At 71.6% G+C, this 19,770-nt stretch carries 21 protein-coding genes; 14 read left to right on the forward strand and 7 right to left on the reverse strand.

Annotation, left to right across the window (positions count from 1 at the left end; genetic code table 11):
• Positions 1 to 6: 6 nt before the first annotated feature.
• The 11 genes from KV381_RS30635 to KV381_RS30685 all read left to right on the forward strand — a co-directional run bounded on the left by KV381_RS30635 (position 7) and on the right by KV381_RS30685 (position 10,197).
• Entirely contained in the window at positions 7 to 765 is a 759-nt protein-coding gene (locus KV381_RS30635) for a GntR family transcriptional regulator (RefSeq protein WP_030625177.1), read from the forward strand.
• A 518-nt stretch (positions 766 to 1,283) separates the two neighbouring features.
• A complete protein-coding gene (locus tag KV381_RS30640) occupies positions 1,284 to 2,264 on the forward strand; it encodes a sugar ABC transporter substrate-binding protein (RefSeq protein ID WP_086779050.1) in 981 nt (326 codons plus the stop codon).
• Entirely contained in the window at positions 2,261 to 3,307 is a 1,047-nt protein-coding gene (locus tag KV381_RS30645) for an ABC transporter permease (protein WP_218786801.1), read from the forward strand. Before KV381_RS30640 ends, KV381_RS30645 begins: the two co-directional genes overlap by 4 nt.
• Positions 3,304 to 4,173, forward strand: a complete 870-nt coding sequence (locus KV381_RS30650) for an ATP-binding cassette domain-containing protein (protein WP_030084084.1) — start codon at positions 3,304 to 3,306, stop codon at positions 4,171 to 4,173. The genes KV381_RS30645 and KV381_RS30650 overlap by 4 nt, the downstream gene beginning before the upstream one ends.
• 133 nt (positions 4,174 to 4,306) lie before the next feature.
• Entirely contained in the window at positions 4,307 to 5,473 is a 1,167-nt protein-coding gene (locus tag KV381_RS30655; protein WP_030084086.1) for an ROK family glucokinase, read from the forward strand.
• A 77-nt stretch (positions 5,474 to 5,550) separates the two neighbouring features.
• Positions 5,551 to 6,147 (forward strand): hypothetical protein, encoded by a 597-nt coding sequence (locus KV381_RS30660; protein WP_218786802.1) that lies wholly within the window; start codon positions 5,551 to 5,553, stop codon positions 6,145 to 6,147.
• A gap of 124 nt (positions 6,148 to 6,271) precedes the next feature.
• Positions 6,272 to 6,736: a DUF1772 domain-containing protein gene (locus KV381_RS30665; RefSeq protein ID WP_249626263.1), complete on the forward strand. Its 465-nt coding sequence runs from the start codon at positions 6,272 to 6,274 to the stop codon at positions 6,734 to 6,736.
• Between the two features lie 128 nt (positions 6,737 to 6,864).
• Positions 6,865 to 7,692 carry an NmrA family NAD(P)-binding protein gene (locus KV381_RS30670; RefSeq protein ID WP_030084092.1) on the forward strand — a complete coding sequence of 276 codons (828 nt, stop codon included), beginning with the start codon at positions 6,865 to 6,867 and terminating at the stop codon, positions 7,690 to 7,692.
• A 141-nt stretch (positions 7,693 to 7,833) separates the two neighbouring features.
• The gene (locus KV381_RS30675) at positions 7,834 to 8,469 is read left to right on the forward strand and encodes a hemerythrin domain-containing protein (RefSeq protein WP_030084094.1); all 636 of its coding nucleotides are present in this window, start codon (positions 7,834 to 7,836) and stop codon (positions 8,467 to 8,469) included.
• Positions 8,470 to 8,525: 56 nt separating this feature from the next.
• Complete coding sequence (locus KV381_RS30680; RefSeq protein ID WP_030084096.1) at positions 8,526 to 9,038, forward strand: anthrone oxygenase family protein; 513 nt, start codon at positions 8,526 to 8,528, stop codon at positions 9,036 to 9,038.
• 166 nt (positions 9,039 to 9,204) lie between these two features.
• A complete protein-coding gene (locus KV381_RS30685; RefSeq protein ID WP_030084098.1) occupies positions 9,205 to 10,197 on the forward strand; it encodes an AraC family transcriptional regulator in 993 nt (330 codons plus the stop codon).
• Here the strand turns inward: KV381_RS30685 and KV381_RS30690 are convergent.
• From KV381_RS30690 to KV381_RS30715, 6 genes are all read right to left on the reverse strand, one after another.
• On the reverse strand, positions 10,187 to 10,939 hold the full coding sequence (locus tag KV381_RS30690) for a 4'-phosphopantetheinyl transferase (RefSeq protein WP_218786804.1): 753 nt from the start codon (positions 10,937 to 10,939) through the stop codon (positions 10,187 to 10,189). The two genes, KV381_RS30685 and KV381_RS30690, sit on opposite strands and share 11 nt — an antisense overlap.
• A 106-nt stretch (positions 10,940 to 11,045) precedes the next feature.
• Positions 11,046 to 11,927: an alpha/beta fold hydrolase gene (locus tag KV381_RS30695; RefSeq protein ID WP_218786805.1), complete on the reverse strand. Its 882-nt coding sequence runs from the start codon at positions 11,925 to 11,927 to the stop codon at positions 11,046 to 11,048.
• Entirely contained in the window at positions 11,924 to 12,433 is a 510-nt protein-coding gene (locus tag KV381_RS30700) for a hypothetical protein (RefSeq protein WP_030084104.1), read from the reverse strand. The genes KV381_RS30695 and KV381_RS30700 overlap by 4 nt, the downstream gene beginning before the upstream one ends.
• 67 nt (positions 12,434 to 12,500) lie before the next feature.
• A complete protein-coding gene (locus KV381_RS30705) occupies positions 12,501 to 14,009 on the reverse strand; it encodes an FAD-binding protein (protein WP_032786198.1) in 1,509 nt (502 codons plus the stop codon).
• Between the two features lie 40 nt (positions 14,010 to 14,049).
• Positions 14,050 to 15,561: an NAD(P)/FAD-dependent oxidoreductase gene (locus KV381_RS30710; RefSeq protein WP_218786806.1), complete on the reverse strand. Its 1,512-nt coding sequence runs from the start codon at positions 15,559 to 15,561 to the stop codon at positions 14,050 to 14,052.
• A gap of 5 nt (positions 15,562 to 15,566) precedes the next feature.
• Positions 15,567 to 16,451 carry a class I SAM-dependent methyltransferase gene (locus tag KV381_RS30715; protein ID WP_030084110.1) on the reverse strand — a complete coding sequence of 295 codons (885 nt, stop codon included), beginning with the start codon at positions 16,449 to 16,451 and terminating at the stop codon, positions 15,567 to 15,569.
• Between the two features lie 205 nt (positions 16,452 to 16,656).
• Here KV381_RS30715 and KV381_RS30720 point away from each other — a divergent pair, with 205 nt between their 5' ends.
• Genes KV381_RS30720 through KV381_RS30730 form a run of 3 tightly spaced genes read left to right on the forward strand, consistent with a single transcriptional unit; the run spans position 16,657 to position 18,662 of the window.
• Positions 16,657 to 16,917 (forward strand): hypothetical protein, encoded by a 261-nt coding sequence (locus KV381_RS30720; protein WP_030084112.1) that lies wholly within the window; start codon positions 16,657 to 16,659, stop codon positions 16,915 to 16,917.
• A 9-nt stretch (positions 16,918 to 16,926) separates the two neighbouring features.
• On the forward strand, positions 16,927 to 17,910 hold the full coding sequence (locus KV381_RS30725; RefSeq protein ID WP_218786807.1) for a 3-oxoacyl-ACP synthase III family protein: 984 nt from the start codon (positions 16,927 to 16,929) through the stop codon (positions 17,908 to 17,910).
• Positions 17,907 to 18,662 (forward strand): SDR family NAD(P)-dependent oxidoreductase, encoded by a 756-nt coding sequence (locus KV381_RS30730; protein WP_030084116.1) that lies wholly within the window; start codon positions 17,907 to 17,909, stop codon positions 18,660 to 18,662. The genes KV381_RS30725 and KV381_RS30730 overlap by 4 nt, the downstream gene beginning before the upstream one ends.
• Before the next feature lie 62 nt (positions 18,663 to 18,724).
• On the opposite strand, the gene KV381_RS30735 is transcribed toward KV381_RS30730, so the two are convergent.
• Positions 18,725 to 19,531, reverse strand: coding sequence for a BTAD domain-containing putative transcriptional regulator (locus tag KV381_RS30735; protein WP_030084118.1), 807 nt, complete (start codon positions 19,529 to 19,531; stop codon positions 18,725 to 18,727).
• Between the last annotated feature and the right edge of the window lie 239 nt (positions 19,532 to 19,770).

A 19,770-nucleotide genomic window follows, 5' to 3' on the forward strand; every position in this document is an offset into this window, starting at 1 on the left:
CGCCCCGTGACCGCACAAGGATCCGACCGGCCGCTGCCGCTGAGCGTGGACCGCACCAGCCCGGTGCCGCTCTACTTCCAGCTGGCACAGCAGCTGGAGGCCGCCGTGGAACAGGGCCGGCTGGCCCCCGGCGCGCTGCTCGGGAACGAGATCGACCTCGCCGCGCGCCTCGGCCTGTCCCGGCCGACCGTCCGCCAGGCCATCCAGTCGCTCGTCGACAAGGGCCTGATGGTGCGCCGCCGGGGCGTCGGCACCCAGGTCGTGCACAGCAAGGTCCGCCGCCCGCTGGAGCTCAGCTCGCTCTACGACGACCTGGAGGCGGCCGGCCAGCGCCCCGCCACCGGAGTCCTGCGCAACGCGGTGGAACCGGCCACCGCGGAGGTCGCGGCGGCGCTCGGGGTCGCCGAGGGCGCCGAGGTCCACCTCGTGGAGCGGCTCCGCAGCGCGCACGGCGAACCGGTGGCCCTGCTGCGCAACCACCTGCCGCTGGGGCTGCTGCCGCTGCCCACCGGGGAGCTGGAGGCCACCGGCCTCTACCGGCTGATGCGGGCCGCGGGCATCACGCTGCACAGCGCCCGCCAGTCGGTGGGCGCCTGCGCCGCGGACGAGGGGCAGGCGCGGGTGCTGGGGGAGCCGGTGGGGGCGCCGCTGCTGACGATGGAGCGTACGACGTACGACGACGGGGGGCGGGTGGTCGAATTCGGCTCGCACGTCTACCGGGCGGACCGGTACGCCTTCGAGTTCCAGCTCCTGGTCCGGCCCTGAGCCCCACGACCCGGCCCATCCACTTCAGCCCGTTCCTGGGCGCCCGCATCCAGCCCGTCCGGCGTTTGAGGACGGAACCGTTGACGTGGGCGGGCCCGAACCTGCCGGGTTGCCCCTGCCGATGGGCCCTGTGTTCCGCGGGTCCACCCACCCGAGGGTTCCGTCCTCAAGCGCCGGACGGGCTTGAAGGGCGCGGGGCCACCCACCCGAGGGTTCCGTCCTCAAGCGCCGGACGGGCTGGAGAGGTGCGGGTCCCTCAAGCGTCGGACGGGGTGGAAGGACGCGAGCCCTCGGTGTGTGGGTGGGCTGAAATGGTTCGGCAGACGGGTTGCGCTCCGGCGGCCCCGTGCCCCAGGCTCCTGTGTCCTCGGCCCACCCGCGCAAGGCCCCCGGGCAGGGCTCGGGGATACTTGGGCGGTCGGGTCGGGGCCGTACACTCCGCGGCCCGGTCAAGCGCACAGCGAGCAGCAGTAGAAGGGCACGGCGTCGTGGCAAGGGTTCGGACAGGGGTACGCGCGATGGGCGCCGTGCTGGCAGTGGTGCTGGGCGCCTCCCTCGCGGGATGCAGCAGCACCGGCGGCAAGCGGGCGGAAGAACGCGCGGCCGCGGCCGCCGAGGGACGGGCCGCGGTGAACACACCGCGCTGGACCTTCGCCATGGTCACCCACTCGGGCGATGGCGACACGTTCTGGGACATCGTCCAGAAGGGCGCCGAGCAGGCGGCCCTGAAGGACAACATCAACTTCATCTACTCGCACAACGACGAGGCCAACCAGCAGGCCCAGCTCGTCCAGACCGCGATCGACAAGAAGGTCGACGGGCTGATCGTCTCGCTGGCCAAGCCGGACGCCATGAAGGCCGTGGTCGCCAAGGCCGTCAAGGCGGGCATCCCGGTCGTCACCGTGAACTCCGGCTCCGCCGAGTCGAAGGAGTTCGGGGCGCTCACCCACATCGGCCAGGACGAGACCATCGCCGGTGAGGCCGTCGGCGACGAGCTGAACGAGCGGGGCCGCAAGAAGGCGCTCTGCGTCCTGCACGAGCAGGGCAACGTGGGCCACGAGCAGCGCTGCGCCGGAGCGAAGAAGACCTTCGACGGCACGATGCAGAACCTGTACGTCGACGGCACCAACATGCCCGACGTCACCGCGTCCATCGAGGCCAAGCTCCAGTCCGACAAGAGCATCGACGCGGTCGTCACCCTCGGCGCCCCCTTCGCCGACGCCGCCGTCCAGGCCAAGCAGACGGCGGGCAGCAAGGCCGAGATCGACACCTTCGACCTCAACGCCAAGGTCGCCACCGGCCTCCAGACCGACAAGCTCGGCTTCGCCGTCGACCAGCAGCCCTACCTCCAGGGCTACGAGGCCGTCGACCTGCTCTGGCTCTACCGCTACAACCGCAACGTCCTCGGCGGCGGCCAGCCCGTCCTCACCGGCCCGCAGGTCATCACCAAGGACGACGCCGACGCCCTGGCCGACTACACCAAGCGGGGCACGCGATGAGCGGCTCCACCGCCGCCCCCGACCAGCTGGACGAGCGGCTGGTGCGCACCTCGCCGCTGCGCAAGCTGCTCGGCCGCCCCGAGCTCGGCTCGGTCGTCGGCGCGGCAGCCGTCTTCCTGTTCTTCGCGATCGTCGCCGACAGCTTCCTCCAGGCCTCCAGCTTCGGCACCGTGCTGTACGCGGCCTCGGTCCTCGGCATCATGGCCGCCCCGGTCGCGCTGCTGATGATCGGCGGCGAGTTCGACCTCTCCGCCGGTGTCCTGGTGACCAGCTCCGCGCTGATCTCCTCGATGTTCAGCTACCAGATGACCGCCAACGTCTGGGTCGGCGTCCTCGTCTCGCTGCTGGTCACCCTCGCCATCGGCGCGTTCAACGGTTTCATGCTGACCCGCACCAAGCTGCCGAGCTTCATCATCACGCTCGGCACCTTCCTGATGCTGACCGGTCTGAACCTCGGCTTCACCAAGCTGATCAGCGGCACCGTCTCGACCAAGGCCATCGGCGACATGGAGGGCTTCGAGTCCGCCCGCGCCCTGTTCGCCTCGACGCTGACCATCGGCGGCGTCGAGTTCAAGGTGACGATCCTGTGGTGGATCGCGCTCGTCGGTATCGCCACCTGGATCCTGCTCCGTACCCGCTTCGGCAACTGGATCTTCGCCGTCGGCGGCGAGGCCGACGCCGCGCGAGCGGTCGGCGTGCCCGTGATCCGCACCAAGATCGGGCTCTACCTCGGCGTCGCCTTCGCCGCCTGGGTCTCCGGCCAGCACCTGCTGTTCAGCTACGACGTCGTCCAGTCCGGCGAGGGCGTCGGCAACGAGCTGACGTACATCATCGCCGCCGTCATCGGCGGCTGCCTGATCACCGGCGGCTACGGCTCCGCGATCGGCTCGGCGGTCGGCGCCTTCATCTTCGGCATGACCAGCAAGGGCATCGTGTACGCCGAGTGGAACCCGGACTGGTTCAAATTCTTCCTGGGAGCGATGCTGCTCCTGGCCACCCTGCTCAACGCGTGGGTGCGCAAGCGCGCGGAGGCGACGTCATGACGGCCACCCCTGAAGAGACCGCGGGAACGACCGGGGAAGCGACCGCCGGACCGCTGGTCGAGCTGGACGACGTCAGCAAGTTCTACGGGAACATCAAGGCCCTGGAGCACGTCTCGCTGGAGGTCCACGCGGGCGAGATCACCTGCGTACTCGGCGACAACGGCGCGGGCAAGTCCACCCTCATCAAGATCATCGCGGGGCTGCACCGGCACGACGCCGGACGCTTCCTGATCGACGGCGAGGAGACCACCCTCGCCAACCCGCGCGACGCCCTGGACCGGGGCATCGCCACCGTCTACCAGGACCTCGCCGTCGTCCCGCTGATGCCGGTCTGGCGGAACTTCTTCCTCGGCTCCGAGCCCACACTCGGCGCCGGCCCCTTCAAGCGCCTCGACGTCCGGAAGATGCGCGAGACGACCCGTACCGAACTGCTCCGCATGGGCATCGACCTGCGCGACGTCGACCAGCCCATCGGCACCCTGTCCGGCGGCGAGCGGCAGTGCGTGGCCATCGCCCGCGCCGTCTACTTCGGCGCCAAGGTCCTGGTCCTGGACGAGCCGACCGCCGCGCTCGGCGTCAAGCAGTCCGGCGTGGTCCTGAAGTACGTGGCGGCCGCCCGCGACGCGGGCCTCGGCGTGGTCCTCATCACGCACAACCCGCACCACGCCCACCTCGTCGGCGACCGGTTCGTCCTGCTCAAGCGCGGTGCGATGTCCGGCAGCCACACCAAGGACGACGTGACGCTGGACGAACTGACCCGGCAGATGGCGGGCGGCAGCGAGCTGGAGGAGCTCAGCCACGAGCTGGAACGCACCCCGGCGCCCACCCTCCCGGGCAGCTCCGCCGCCACCGAAGAAGGCTCCTGACCGCCGACCCGCCCCGGCGCGGCCGACCCCGGCCGACGGCCGCCGGGGCCCGGCAGTGGCAGAATCGAGCGCGGCGGGCGCCGTCCGCCGCCGGCCGTGACAGCGGCCCGGACCCCCAGACCCCGCAGGGACGATGAGCACGTACCGCGACTTCGCACACCGCGGCTCCGCCCGCGCCACCGTCCTCAAGACCGTCGGCACCAAGGAACGCCGCTCGCACCTCACCGCGCCCCGGGTTCCCACGGTCGGGATCGACATCGGCGGTACGAAGGTGATGGCGGGCGTCGTCGACGCCGACGGCAACATCCTGGAACAGCTGCGGACCGAGACGCCCGACAAGTCCAAGAGCCCCAAGGTCGTCGAGGACACCATCGTCGAGCTGGTCCTGGACCTCTCCGACCGGCACGACGTCCACGCGGTGGGCATCGGCGCGGCGGGCTGGGTGGACGCCGACCGCTCCAAGGTCCTGTTCGCCCCGCACCTCGCCTGGCGCGACGAGCCCCTGCGCGACGCCATCGCCTCCCGCCTCGTCGTCCCCGTCATGGTCGACAACGACGCCAACACCGCCGCCTGGGCGGAATGGCGCTTCGGCGCGGGCCGCGGCGAGGACCATCTCGTCATGATCACCCTCGGTACGGGCATCGGCGGCGCGATCCTGGAGGACGGCCAGGTCAAGCGCGGCAAGTACGGGGTGGCCGGTGAGTTCGGCCACATGCAGGTCGTGCCCTCGGGCCACCGCTGCCCGTGCGGAAACCGGGGCTGCTGGGAGCAGTACAGCTCCGGCAATGCCCTGGTCCGCGAGGCCAGGGAGCTGGCCGCCGCCGACTCCCCGGTCGCGCACTACCTGCTGGACCGGGTGAAGGGCAACGTCTCCGACATCACCGGTCCGCTCATCACCGAACTGGCCCGCGAGGGCGATGCGATGTGCATCGAACTCCTCCAGGACATCGGCCAGTGGCTGGGCGTCGGCATCGCCAATCTGGCCGCCGCGCTCGACCCCTCCTGCTTCGTCATCGGAGGCGGCGTCAGCGCCGCCGACGACCTCCTGATCAACCCCGCCCGGGACGCCTTCAAGCGCCACCTCACCGGCCGCGGCTACCGCCCCGAGGCCAGGATCGCCAAGGCACAGCTCGGCCCCGAGGCGGGTATGGTCGGCGCGGCGGACCTGGCCCGGCTGGTCGCCCGCCGATTCCGCCGGGCCAACCGGCGGCGCGTCGAGCGGTACGAGCGGTACGCCCAGATCTACGACCAGGCGGCGAGCACCATCCGCAACACGCGGTCCACCCGTACCGCCGACTGAACCGCGGCCGCCCTTTCCGGCGTCCACCTTTCCGTACGTCGCGTCACGTCGCCCCAGCACCTAGGGACCACCTGATCATGATCGCAGCCGAGCACCCCGTGGTGCCGCACCAGTCGGAGTCTCCGGGCGACGGCGAGGGCAAACCGCCCGAGGGCCGCCGGCGGGTGTTCAGACGGCGCTTCATCACCGCCACGATCATCGTGCTGCTGATCGGCATCCCGGCCGGCTACCTGCTGATCTCGGCCGGCCAGAGCCGCCGCTCGGGCAAGGACAAGGAGACCGAGGCGGCCGCCCAGGGCCTCCGCGAGGGCTGGCCCTCCAAGATGCAGCGCCGGATCTTCGAGATCCCGATCCCCGGCAACGGCCAGGGCGTCCAGTACTACGAGACGAACAACTGGAAAGCCAGCCGGATGTACGCGAAGTTCCGGACGACCTCCGCGGGCCTCGACCGCTTCCTGACCGGAGTGGGCACGGGGCGCGCGGCGCTGGAGCCGGGCGAGATCGACATCAGTCAGCGGGACATCAAGATCACCGGCTGGTCCTTCGGTCCGGGCGAGTACTGGGCCAGCACCACGCACAGCAACAAGAAGCCGCGCCCCACGCTGAACATCACGGTCAATATGACCGACCCGGCCAGCCCTGTCGTCTATGTCGTGTCGGCGGCGACCCCCTGACCCTCCGCCCGGCGGAGAGCGGCCGGGGTGAGGACCGCCGACAGGCCGAGAACCGGCCGCACGTTCCCGGCTCGTCTCAAAGAAGTCCTGCGAAGGAGCGTCCTCGGCGACGATGATGATCGTCATGCCGGAAGTTCTGGAGATCCTCGCCCTCGCCTGTACCGGCCTGTACGCCGGATACATGGTCGCCTTCATGTCGGGTGTCATGCCCGCGCTCAAAGAAGTGGACGACGCGTCGTTCACCCTGGTCATGCGGGCGGTGAACCGCAAGGTTCCCGGCCCGCTCTTCCTGCTCCTCTTCCTCGGATCGCTCGCCCTCCCCGTGGCCTCGTTCTTCGTCGCGCCGGACGGCCGCGCGAGCGGCGACACCACCTTGATGGGCGTCGCGGCCGGGTGCGCGCTGGTCGGGCACCTGATCACCTCGGGCGGCAACGTCCCGCTGAACAACGCGCTGGAGTCTTCGAAGGGGCGGGGCGACGAGCGGAGCGCCCGTACGGCCTTCGAGGGCCGGTGGAGCGCCCTGCACGCCCTGCGCACCCTGTTCGCGGCCGCGGCCTTCGGCCTGGTCGCCGTGGCCGTCACCGGCTGAGGGGCCGCCGACGGTCGTCGGCGGCCACCATGGCTCCTACGTGAAGCTTCACGGACTTGAGACGATGACGAATGAAACTGAGTCTGTGAGCTATTCACCGTCTGCGTTCCAGAGACTCTAATGGAGTCATGAGCACTCACGGACAGAACACAGCGCCCATCCTCGTCATCGGCGGCACCGGCAAGACCGGGCGGCGCGTCGTCGAGCGTCTGGAGGCGCTCGGCCGCCCGACCCGGGTCGGCTCGCGCTCCAGCGAGACGCCCTTCGTCTGGGAGGACGAGAACACCTGGCAGGCCGCTCTCGACGGAGTCTCCGCGGCCTACGTCACGTACTACCCGGACCTGGCGTTCCCCGGCGCCAAGGAAGCCATCGGACGGTTCGCCGCCGTCGCGGTGGAGCGGGGCGTCAAGCGCCTCGTGCTGCTCTCCGGCCGGGGCGAGGAAGGGGCGGTCGCGAGCGAGGACGCGCTCAAGGCGTCCGGCTGCGACTGGACCGTCGTCCGCTGCAACTGGTTCAACCAGAACTTCAGCGAGAGCTTCTTCCTCGACCCCGTCCTCGGCGGTGAGCTGGCGCTGCCGACCGGTGACGCCGTCGAGCCCTTCGTGGACGCCGACGACATCGCCGACGTCGCGGTCGCCGCGCTCACCGACGACCGTCACATCGGCAAGACGTACGAGCTGTCCGGCCCGCGGCTGCTGAGCTTCCACGACGTGGTCCGCGAGCTGTCGGCCGCCACCGGCCGGACCATCACCTACATCCCGGTCACCGTCGACGACTACCGCGCGGCGCTGCGGGAGCTGGGCGAGCCGGAGGAGTTCGCCGACCTCTTCACCCTCATCGTCGACGGCCGCAACGCCAGTGTGGTGCACGGCGTACGCGAGGCGCTCGGGCGGGAGCCCAAGGACTTCGCGGACTACGCCAAGGAGGCGGCCGCGGGCGGCGCCTGGAACGTCTGACCGCACCCGTACGAGCAGCGGTGGTCCGCGGTACCGGGAAACCGGACCGCGGACCGCCCTGCGGACCGTGTGTTGCCCCATACCGACAAGTCGGGAGCCCGGCAGCGCAGCGCCGGAGCGCCCGAAGAAAAGAGGGACGCGATGGACGGGCCGGCGTGGGAGGGCAGAAGCGTGGGCGCGCTGCCCCGCCACCTCCGCGGATTCGCGCAGACGCATCTCGCGCTGCGACGTGACTCCCGCCGACTGGTCGCCGCGGTACCGCTGTTGACATCGAGCGGCCTGCCGGCGGTCGCGGAGTGGTGGCGGCAGTTCCGGGACATCGTCGACTGGCACCACCGTACGGAGGACGAGATCCTCTGGCCGGGTCTGATCGAGCACGCCCCCGAGATCGCCGCCGGATCGCACCTCATGGTCCAGGACCACGTGGCCCTCGACGACTCCATGCTCCGGGTGACCCGGGCCCTGGAGGCGGGCCGGGCCGAGGCCCTGGACGGCCCCGTCGGCATGTTCGACTCCGTCCTCCACCAGCACCTGCACGAGGAGGAGGAGCTGACGTTCCCGGTCTTCGCCCGGGTGCCGCCGGACGTCTTCGCCGCTCTGGAACGCCGGGTCCTGGCCGCCGCTCCCTTCGGCGTCAAGCGGATCCTGCCGCCCTGGCTGCTGGACGGACTCCCCGACCCGGACGGGGTGATGCCGGCGCCGGTGCGGCTGATCGGCCGCACCCTGCTCACCAAGCGCTACCGCCGCTCCGTCACCGGGCTGCTGGAGCCCACCTGATCCGGAACCTCCGCCGGTGCCGGCGGCCCGCACCACCGAACGACCGGAGAGACATCATGAGCCCCACCTCCTCCCGACCCGACCCCGCGCTCCTCGCGGCCACCGTCGGCACCGGTCTGATGGCCGGTCTGTATCTCGCCTTCGACGTCGGCGTGATGCCCGCGCTGGCGCGCCGCGACGACGAGGCGTTCGTGAGCGCGATGCGCCGGGTCAACGACGCCCTCGACGACAGCGCCTCCTTCGGGGCGCTCTTCCTCGGGGTGTTCGTGGCCACCGGTGTCGCGGCGCGCCGGCTCCGGCGTGCGGAGCGGGACACGGCCGCCCGGCGCGCCGGGGCCGCCGCGGTGCTCTACGGTCTGAGCATCGTGGTGACGGTCGGCGCCAACCTGCCGCTGAACCGCCGGCTCCGCGGCGCCCCGGTGGCCGCGTCGGCGGCGGTGACGGCTGCCAGGACCGCCTACGAGCGGCCGTGGCGGACGGCGAACGCCGTCCGTACGGCCGCCTGCCTGGGGGCGCTCGTCCTGCTCGGCGACGCGGCCCGGCGGCGGGCGGTTTCCCGGGCGTGGTGACGGGAAGTGTCGAGCGGGGAGCCGGGAACCGCCGCAGGTTCCGGGCCGTTGGCAGAAGGACCCGGAGGCATGACCGAGCCGTACGGACCCGCCCGTGCCGTGGTCGGCGGCCGGGTCCGCACCCACTCGCGGGACCACGATGGCGAAACGGTATGAGGTGACTGTGGTGGATGCGTTCAGCGGCCTGCTGGGAAGCCCCAAGGCGCGGGGGGCCTTTCTGCTGAAATCCGTGTTCAACCCCCCGTGGGGCCTGCGGGTCGAGGACCGCGCCCCGCTGTCGCTCGTCACCCTGCTGCACGGGTCGGCGTGGGTGCTCCGCGAAGGCGGCGAGCCGGTCAGACTGGCCGCCGGGGACGTCGCGGTCCTGCGCGGCCCCGAGCCGTACACCCTCGCCGACGACCCGGCCACCCCGCCCGGCGTCACCGTCGCCGCCGAACAGCGGTGCAGCACCACCGACGGCGAGGACGTCACCGAGACGATGTCGCTGGGCGTACGCACCTGGGGCGAGCCGCACCGCTCCGGCTCCACCGTGATGCTGAGCGGCACCTACCAGGCGCCCAACGAGGTCGGCCGCCGGCTGCTCGCCAGTCTGCCGGCCCTGCTGGTGCAGCCCGCATCGGCCGCCCGGACGCCGCTGATCGGCATGCTGGCCGCCGAGATGGACCAGGAGGACATCGGCCAGGAGGTGGTCCTGGACCGGCTGCTCGACCTGCTGCTGATCAATGTGCTGCGCTCCTGGCTGGCCGAGCCCGGCACCGGTGCGCCGCTCTGGTTCCGGGCCCAGAGCGACCCGGTCGTCGGCCGGGCGCTGGTGCTGCTGCACGACCGGCCGAGCGAACCGTGGACGGTCGCCTCGCTCGCCTCCGCCGTGGAGGTGTCCCGGGCGAAGCTGGCGCGTCACTTCACCGAGCTGGTGGGCGAGCCGCCGATGTCGTACCTGACCGGATGGCGGCTCACGCTCGCGTCCGACCTGCTGCGCGACCCCGATCTCTCGGTCGCCAAGATCGCCGAACAGGTCGGCTATTCGGGGCCGTTCGCGCTCAGCGCCGCGTTCAAGCGCGAGCGCGGCGTCAGCCCGCAGGAGTACCGCCGGGGCAAGCGCTCGGAGCAGGTGCCGGCCACCGGTTCCGACGGCCGGACGGTGATGCTCAGACGCTGAGCCGCGCCGTCGGCCGGGAGACACCGGGCCGACGGTTCGCGGGGCCCGGCACGGCCACGGCCGTGAGCAGCAGTCCACCGCCGACGTGCCAGCGGCCCGGATAGGAGTACGCGCCACCCACCGGTCGCGGCACGCCCCTTCCGGTCGCGGCGGGCCGCCGCCGCGCCGGGGGCGGTTCCGTACGCTCCGGACGCACCCGGGCCGTGAACAGGCCGTCGGCGGTGAACGCCACCTCGACGGCGAGCGTCCCGATCCAGCGGCCCGTGGCCGGGTGCCAGGCCTTGTAGACCGACTCCTTCGCGCTGAACAGCAGCCGGTCCCAGGGGACTTCGGGGCTGCTTTGGGACAGCCCGGCGACCATGCGCCGCTCCGGGTCCGTCGCCACCAGATCCAGCAGCCCCGTCGGCAGCGGCCGGGCCGGTTCGGCGTCCACACCGAGCGCCGCCCACACCTCGGCGCGTGCGGCCACCGCGCCCCGGTACCCGGCGCAGTGCGTGATGCTCCCGACGACACCGGCCGGCCACGCCGGGCCGCCCGCCGCCGTACGCAGCAACGGGCCCGGCGCGACGTCGAGTCGGTCCAGGCACTGGTGGGCGCAGGCCCGTGCGGCGGCGAACCGCCGCACGGTCGCCTCGGGCCGTCCGCGCAGCAACGCCAGCTCCCGCGGATCGGGCAGGCCGGGCAACGCGTCGTCGAAGGCCTCCGCCCGCGCGACCCCTTCCGGAACGACCCGCTCGATCACGGCCTGCCGCCCGCCCGGAGCACCCCGGGGCCGGGCCCGGAAGCCGGCACGCCGGGCGCGCCCTTCCGGACCCGGCCCCGGGGTGCGGAGCACGGCGGGCCACCGGTCACCGGGAGCCCGTCCGCTTCACGGCCCCGTCGCTCCGGGACCGGCCGGCCGACGCCCCGTGGACCCGCAGCACCGCCGCGACCACCGCGTCCGGGCTCTCCAGCGGCAGGACGTGTCCGGCGCCGGGCAGCAGGGTGAACGTGGCGTCCGGCAGCGCGGCGGCCAGCTCCCGCCCCAGCTCCGGCCGGATGACCTTGTCCTTCTCCCCGGCCAGCACAGCGACCGGAACCCGCACGGAGGCCTGTGCCGCCCGCAGGTCCATGCCCCGGGAGGACCGGAAACAGGCGGCGCGCACCGTCGGAGCGGTCCCCGCGAACACCTGGCGGTTCACCTCGCGGAGCCGGGAATCCAGCGCCGTACCCGTCATCTGGCCGAGCAGGAGCCGCCCGAGCGCGGGCCGCCGCAGCGCCCAGGAGAAGAGCGGGGCCTCCATCATGGCGGCCTCCTTCTCCGGCGTGTCCTGGTCGTGCGCGGCCGAGGCGACCAGCACCAGGCCCGCCGGGCCGGCGTCCGGCCCGGACCCGGCCGCCTGTGCCAGCGCCGCGAACCCGCCCCCGGAGTGGCCGACGACGATCGGCGCGTCACCGGCGTACGAGAGGACCGTCGCCAGGTCGGCGGTCATGGCCTCCGAGGTCACCCCCAAGGACCCCACGGTCGACGCGCCGTGGCCGCGCAGATCGTAGGCGACGACCGGGAAGCCGCCGCGCAGCAGGCGGTCGGTCACCAGGCTCCAGATCCGGCGGCCGCCACCCCAGCCGTGCGCCAGCACGACCACGGGACGCTCGTCGCCTCCGTGCTCCAGCGGGCGCAGCACGGAGACCGCGATCCGCCCGCCGTCCTCGGCGGTGAGGAAGACCTCACCGGCGTCGGGCGCGGTCACCGTGTCCTCCCGGCGGCCGGAGCGGCGGACGGGGCCGAGGGGGTGGCGGCGAGCAGCTGGTTCAGCCTGCCGAACGCCGCGCGGGTGGCGCGGGTGTGCATCGCGCCGACGTCCACCAGGTTCGCCAGGAAGGCGAGTTGACCCTGCGGGCTGGCCCGGAAGGACATCGCGAGCCGGGTGCCGCCGCCCTCCAGCGGGGTGAGCGTGAACTCCGCGGTACCGCGGAACGCCCCCTCCACGTACTCCAGCGCCAGCCGCTCCGCCCGCTGTACGGCGGTGGTGCGGGCGGTGAACCGCAGCTTCTTGCCGCCCTTGTCGACGCCCTTGGTGTGGACGGTGATCCGGGTCAGTGCGCCGACCCGGTCGGGGGCGCCGTCCACCGGCTCGAAGGTGTTGTCCGGCACCCACCACCGCGCCTCGCCCGAAAGCTCGCCCAGCAGGGCCTCCCAGACCGCGTCCGGACCGGCGGCGAGCAATGCCTCGTCGACCAGCTCGTACTTCTTCAACTGCTCCTCCTCCTGGGGATGAACGGGAAGGGCCGCTCCCGCAGGAGCGGCCCGGGGCCGTGCTCGGTCAGCCGAAGAAGCCCTGACCGGGGGTGAGGACGTTGCCGGGGTCGAAGCGGCGCTTCGCCTCGCACAGCGCCCCGTAGCTGCTGCCGAAGTGGCGCCGCCAGTCCGCGGCGGTCAGGTCCGGCACCGCCCCGACGAGGTAGCGCTTGGCGCCCAGCTCCACGGCCCGGTCGTACAGCCAGCGGTTCTGCTTGACCATCCGCGCGATCTCCGCGTCGCTGGTCCCCGGGTTCGGGAAGCGCAGCAGGTCGAAGAGGTATCCGGTCCGGTCCCTCGGCTGCACCGCCATCGGCACGGTGACCTTGGACGTCGGGTACGGGTAGGTGAGCAGCACCCCGGCGCCCAGGCTCTCCGTGGTGAGCTGGCTCTCCACCAGGCGCAGGAAGCGGGCGGCCTGGGAGCTCGGCAGGAAGAGGCTCAGCCACGGCTTGGCCTCGAACCAGTGCCCCGCCTCCTTGAGGAAGGCCTCGTAGCCGTCCAGCCGGAAGAGGTAGTCGCGCAGCGGGAAGTCCTCGATGTGCGCCTCGGCGCGCAGGTCCTTGAGGCCCGACAGCAGCCGCGCCCGGTCGGGGAGGCGCCCGCCGGAGTACGTGGCGACCGCCTCGATCTTGTAGCGCCAGCCGGAGTCGTCCGGCTTGCGGACCATCTCGCCGCCCTGCATCTGGAAGCGGCGGTCGGCGAGCAGGATCTCGGAGTCCTTCATGAAGGCCGTGACGTCGCTGTAGAACAGGCTGAAGACGGTGGCCCGTTCGGCGGCCGGCACGGTCCGCAGCGTCACGCTGACGATGACGCCGACCTGACCGCCGCCGGCCAGCGCGGCGCGGAAGAGATCGGAGCGCCGGTTCCTGGAGGTGGTGACCACCTCACCGGTCCCGGTCACCACGGTCATCGAGGTCACGGTGTCCGCGATGAGACCCTCGGAGCCCATGGTCAGGCCGATGCCGCCGACGCTGAGCGTGCCGCCCACCGAGAGCGGCAGGTAGTCGGGCAGGGCGGGCAGCGTGCGGCCGCGGGGCAGCAGGTGGTCGGTGATCTCCGCCCAGGTCGCCCCGGCCTCCACGGTGATGGAGTCGCTGCCGGTCGACAGGATGCGCGCCATGCCGCGGGCGTTGACCGATATGCCCCCGGGTACGGCGGCCTGGCCGTAGCAGGAGTGGGACTCCAGGTCACCGCCGGTGCCGCTGCGGCCGTTGACCGCGAGCTTCAGCCGGTTGGTCCGCGCGTAGCCGATCATCTTGGCGATGTCCTGGACCGAGCCGGGCGTCAGGACCGCCCAGGGTACGGTGCCGTTGACCAGCCGGCCGAAGTCGTGGCTGTAGGAGCCGAACTGGTTGGTGTCCGTGGTGAGCGTGCCGTCCAGCGGCGGTACGGCCACGACGCGGTCGCCGGGGCGGCGCGCCGTGTCGGCCGCGTGCGCCCAGCTGCCGGTGGTGGCGTTCCAGCCGATCACCGTGGCGGCGGCGCCGACCGTGCCGAGCACTGCTCTTCGGGAAGGGGTGTGCAGGTTCACGGGGAAGGACTCCAAGTCTCGTCGGTCACGCGTACGGCGGTCAGGACGCGGCGGGCGCGGCGGCCCGCAGGTCCTCGCTGGTGCTCAGCAGGTGCTCGGCCGGGTCGAACCGGCTGGTGGCCCGCCGGAAGCGCCAGGTGTAGGTCGGCCAGATGGACGGGTTGCGCCCGTGCTCGTCGAGGTACCAGCTGCGGCAGTTGCCGGCGTTCCAGACGGTGCCGTCCAGCCGCTGGTCGAGCTTGTCGTTGTAGGCGCGCTGGGCCTCGGGCAGCGGCTCGACGGCTGCCAGACCTCGTTCGTCCATCGTCTTCAGGGCGTCGAGGAGATAGGCGATCTGCGCCTCGATCATGATCACCTGGGAGGAGTGGCCCAGGGTGGTGTTCGGCCCGAGCAGCATGAACAGGTTCGGGAACCCGGCCACGCCCGTACCGCGCAGCGCGCTCATGCCCTCGTTCCAGGTGTCCTTGAGGCCGGCGCCGTCCCGGCCGAAGACGCGCTCGGCGATCGGGCGGCGCACCGCCTCGAACCCGGTCCCGAGCACGATGGTGTCCACCGGGCGTTCCCGGCCGTCGGCCGTGACCACCGCGTCCGCGGTGACCTTGGCGATGCCGTCGGTGACCAGCTCCACGTTGGGCTGCTGGATCGCGGGGTAGTACGTGTTCGAGAACAGCAGCCGCTTGCAGGCCAGCACGTAGTCCGGGGTGAGCCGGGCCCGCAGCGCCTCGTCCGGCACGCTCTTCTTGAGGTGGTCGGACGCCATCTTCTGCATCTTCCCGGCGACGGCCGGACGGGCCATCACGAACGCCAGGATCTCCCGGCCCCACATGTTGAAGTTCCGGCGGAATCGCTGGTAGCCGGGGACGGAGGTCAGCAGCTTCGTCTGGAGGGCGCTGTTGGCCTTGTCGTTCTTCGGGCCGACCCAGGGCGGGGTGCGCTGGTAGAGGTCGAGCTGTCCGACCTCCGGCTGGATGGCGGGGACGAACTGGATGGCGGACGCGCCGGTGCCGATGACGGCGACCCGGCGGCCGGTGAGGTCCAGGTCGTGCCGCCACCGCGAGGAGTGGAACACCTCGCCCTGGAAGCCGGAGAGACCGGGGACGTCGGGGATGGCCGGCTCGCTGAGGTAGCCGGTGCCGGTGACCAGGACCTGGGCGGTGTAGTCGCCGCCCGTGGTGGAGATCAGCCACCGCTTGCGCAGATCGTCCCAGCGGGCCTCGGTCAGCTCGTGCCGGAAGCGGATCCGCGAGCGCACCCCGAACCGGTCGGCGCAGTCGCGCAGGTAGTCGAGGAGCTCGCGCTGCTTGCCGAAGGTGCTCTTCCAGTTCGGGTTCGGCGCGAACGAGAACGAGTACAGGTGCGACATCACGTCGCAGGCGCAGCCCGGGTAGGTGTTGTCGCGCCAGGTGCCGCCGACCTCGTCGGCCCGCTCGAACACGAGGAAGTCGTCGATGCCCTGCTGCAGGAGCCGGATCGCGGTGCCGAGCCCGGAGAAGCCGCTGCCGATCACCGCGACCCGCAGATCGCGGGCCGGGTCCAGGGGTGCCTGAGCCATCCCGGTCACCCCTTGCGGGCGAGCGTCAGCCGGAAGTTGTTGAAGAAGCGGTCCTCCAGCGTGTACGCGAAGATGTCCAGGTAGCGCTCGAAGCGGGCCACCACCTCCTCGCTCTCCAGTGCCACGGCCTCCTCGCGCCGCTCGGCGAGCAGCACCAGCCAGGCACGGCACGCGCGGGCGAACGCCTCACGCTCGTTGACCAGTTCCACCACCTCGAACAGGCCCTCCGCGGCGGCGGCCAGCTCGTGCAGGTGCGGGATGTGCATGCCGGCGAACTCGGAACGCTGGAGGAACTTGAGGTCCGCCAGGATCTTCCGGCCGATCGGCTGGGCCTCGGCGGTCATGGTGTGCAGGACGAACCGGCCGTCCGGCACCAGCGCCTCGTGGACCTGCTGGAAGAAGAACCGGTAGCGCTTGGTGCGCTCCTTCGGCGACAGGCTGGACGGCACGAAGTGCTCCAGCGCGTTGACGCAGAACGCCGCGTCGTACGAGCCCGGGGCGCTGTGCTCCGACCAGCTCTCCACCCGGGTGGTGAGAGCCGGGTTGTCCAGGCCCGCGATGAAGTCGGCCTGGGTACGGCTCAGCGTCAGGCCGACCGCCTCGCGTACGCCGTGCTTCCGGGTCAGCCGGTCCATCAGGGTGCCCCAGCCGCAGCCGATGTCCAGCACCCGGTCCTTGCCCGCCGCGTCCGCCAGCTCGGCGAACGCGTCGAGCTTGCGCTCCTGGGCCAGGTCCAGGGCCTCGGTGAGGCCCTCGCCCTCCTGCCAGTAGCCGCCGCTGTACATCATGCTGGGCCCCAGCAGCAGACGGTAGAACTCGTTTCCCACCTCGTAGTGGTGGCGGACTGCGTCCACCTCCGGCTCCGCGGTGTGGGAGGCAATCGTCGCCATCCTCGCCCTCTCCTCGCAGCTTGCGCCGACCGGGCGCAGAGCGCGCCCTGCGGCTGTCCGGTCCTGAACCGTGCTGAGAGGGAGCCAAGCGGACTTGTGCAATCCGTCCGCAACAGCGGCGTGTGACCGCTCTGTTGCGGTCCGATTGCGAGGAGGGGCTTGCATGCCGACACGACCGTACGTCGCGTTGAGAGAGGAACAAATCATGGCACTGCCGACTGTCGAGGTTCTCTCGGAGCAGCTCGCCGCCGTCTCCGGAGCCACCGAGGTGACGCCCGACGCGCCGATCCGGCACATCCCGGGGGTGGACTCGCTGGACCTGATGGAGTGGCTGTACAACTTCCAGAACGAGCACCCCGACATCCCCGCCGACGAGTCTCTCTTCGCGGACCTGGACGACAGCACGACCATGCGGGACGTGTACGCGAAGCTGGTCGACCTGGCGCCGCAGCCGGCCGAGGCCTGAGGCGGGCCCATGAGTGGATTCGCCATCGCGGGGTGGGGCAAGGCCCTGCCCGAGCGGGTCGTCACCAGCACCGAACTGGCCGGACGCTTCGGGGTCGACGAGGACTGGATCGTCAGCCGCTGCGGCATCCATGAGCGGCGGGCCGTCGACCCGGGACAGACCACCGCGTCCCTGGCCGTCGACGCGGGACGCGCGGCCCTGGCCAGGGCGGGGCTGACCGGCGCCGACATCGCCCATCTCATCGTGGCCACGGCCACCCCCGAGCAGCCGTCCCCCGCCACCTCCGCCTTCGTCCACCACGAACTGGGCATCGGCGGCGGGGCGATGGACGTCAACTCCGAGTGCGCGGGCTTCGTCTACGGGATGGTCGCGGCCATGGGCATCCTGCGCATGGACCGCCGCCCGATCCTGCTGATCGGCTCGGACACGCACACCCTGACCGCCAACCCCGCCGACCGGGATCTCTCGATCCTCGTCGGGGACGGAGCGGCCGCGGTGGTGCTCGTACCGGGCCCGGAAGATCCCGTTCTGGCCTGGAACCTGGGCGCGGACGGATCGTGCGCGGACGCCCTCAAGGTGCCGGCGGGCGGAAGTCGGATGCCCACAACAGCCGAAACGGTCGCGCGGGGGCTCCACTTCGCCCAGATCAAGGGCAACGAGATCTACCTGAACGCCGTCCGGTACACGGTGCGGACGGTCCGGGAGACGCTGGAGAGCGCGAAAATTTCTCCGGCGGAGGTGGATCACGTCATCCCGCACCAGGCGAACATCCGCATCATCAACTCCGTGGTGCAGCACTCGGGTCTGCGCCCGGAGTCCCTGATCACCAACCTGGACCGGTACGGCAACACCGCGTCCGCCTCGATCCCGCTGGCCCTCACCGAGGCGCTGGAGGCGGACCGGATCAAGGCCGGGGAGCTGGTGCTGCTCGCCGGCTTCGGGGCGGGCATGACCTGGGGATCGATCCTGATGCGCTGGGGAGGCGCCACGTGAGCGGAGCGAAGCAGTCGGGCAAGCGGCCCGAGGCGCCGGTGGCCCTGGTCACCGGCGCCTCGGGCGGCCTCGGACAGGCGTTGGCGGTCGAACTGGACGCGCTGGGCTGCCGGGTGGCCGTCCACTACCGCAGCTCGGCCGACCAGGCCCGGGCGGTGAGCGGGAAACTGACGAACGACTCGGTCGTCGTCGGGGCGGACGTCGGCTCGTGGGAGGAGACCCAGCGCCTCTACCGGGAGGTGGAGGAGGCGCTCGGTCCCATCGACGTGGTGGTCAACAACGGGGCCGTCCGCAAGGACGCCCTGATGGCCATGCAGTCCCCGGACGACTGGCACGAGGTCATCCGTACCAACCTGCTTGGGTCGTTCCACACCAGCCGGGCGGCGCTGCCGTACATGCTGCGGCAGCGCTGGGGCCGGATCGTCAACGTGGTCTCGCCGTCGGGCTTCATCGCCACGGCGGGGCAGACCGCGTACTCGGCCTCCAAGGCGGGTGTCATGGGGATGACCCGGGCGCTGGCGGCGGAGTGCGGCCGGCGCGGGGTCACGGTGAACGCCCTGTCACCCGGGTTCATGATCACCGGGATGACGGATCAGCTGCCGGAGAGCATCGTGTCGGACATGGCGCGCAAGGCGCCCGTCCCGCGGTTCGTCACGGTCGAGGAGGTCGCCCGCAGCGTCTCCCTCTTCCTCGACCAGGACTGCATGACCGGACAGGTGGTCAGCATCGACAGCGGTGTCTCCATCATGTGAGCCGGTACACGGCAGTGGGGAGGGACGCGAGATCGCGTCCCTCCCCACTGCCGTGCCGGGGATCAGCTCAGCCGGTGGGTTGACATCGTTTCCCACTCGGTCCGGAGCGGGGCGCCCGGCAGCCGGGTCCGGTCCAGCAGGCCGAGGTAGGCGGCCTCGCTCTCCGGACTGGGGTCGCAGCCCAGCTCCTCGGCGAGGACGACGCGTAACTGCTGGTATATCCGCAGGGCTTCGGCCCGGTTGCCGGCCAGCCGGTGCGCGGTCATCTGGCAGCGGTAGGCGCTCTCCCGGAACGGCGCCTGGCGCACCGCCTCCGCGGCGTACCGCAGGGCGTGGTGGGTGTCTCCGAGAGCGGACGAGGAACTGCTCGCGGTCTCCAGGGCCGAGACCCGCAGATCCTTGAGGTGACGCCGGACGGACTCCACCCACTCGCCCTCGTGGGAGGCCAGGAACGGGCCCCGCAGCAAGGACACGGAGGTGGTCGCGAGCCGCTGCGCGGTGCTGTGGTCGCCCTCGCGGTGGGCGACGGCGGCGGTGAACGCGGCCTGCTCCGCGCGCTCCACGTCCACCTGGGCGTCCTCCGGCAGTCGCAGCAGATAGCGTCCGCCGTGGGCGATCACCGCCGGCTCGGCGCTCGCCCCCTCCGAGAGGGAGGCTCTGAGACGACTGACGACACTGCGTAATGCCGAGGCCCAGGTGCTGGGCAGGCCGTCCGGCCATATGGTGTCGGCGAGTTGCTCCCGGCCTATGCCGGAGGGACGTTCCAGGCAGAGCCGGGCCAAGGCGATCTGTGCCTGATGACTGGCCAGCACCCGCGGGGCTTCGGATTCATGTTCGATGGAGACGAGGCCGACAAGCCTGATGAGCACGATCGATCCCCCCAAGAAGAGGTTGCGGCGACTTCCTCGGCGGCATGAGTGACGGAAGTCGACTGTCTGGCGTGCGTGCGGTTCCGTGCGTGGACCTCAGCGTGTGGCTCGTGTGCCCAGTGGCGCACGTGAGGATCCCGTGGGAGGGCTGCGGTGATCCGGAAGGAGCTTGGTCAATTCTTCTCCACGGCTGAGTAAACAGCATTCTCGTTCAAAAAGAGTGTGTGTCAACTACCCCA

Origin of the sequence: Streptomyces sp. WY228, assembly GCF_019287315.1 — a bacterium.
GTDB classification, from domain to species: domain Bacteria; phylum Actinomycetota; class Actinomycetes; order Streptomycetales; family Streptomycetaceae; genus Streptomyces; species Streptomyces caviscabies.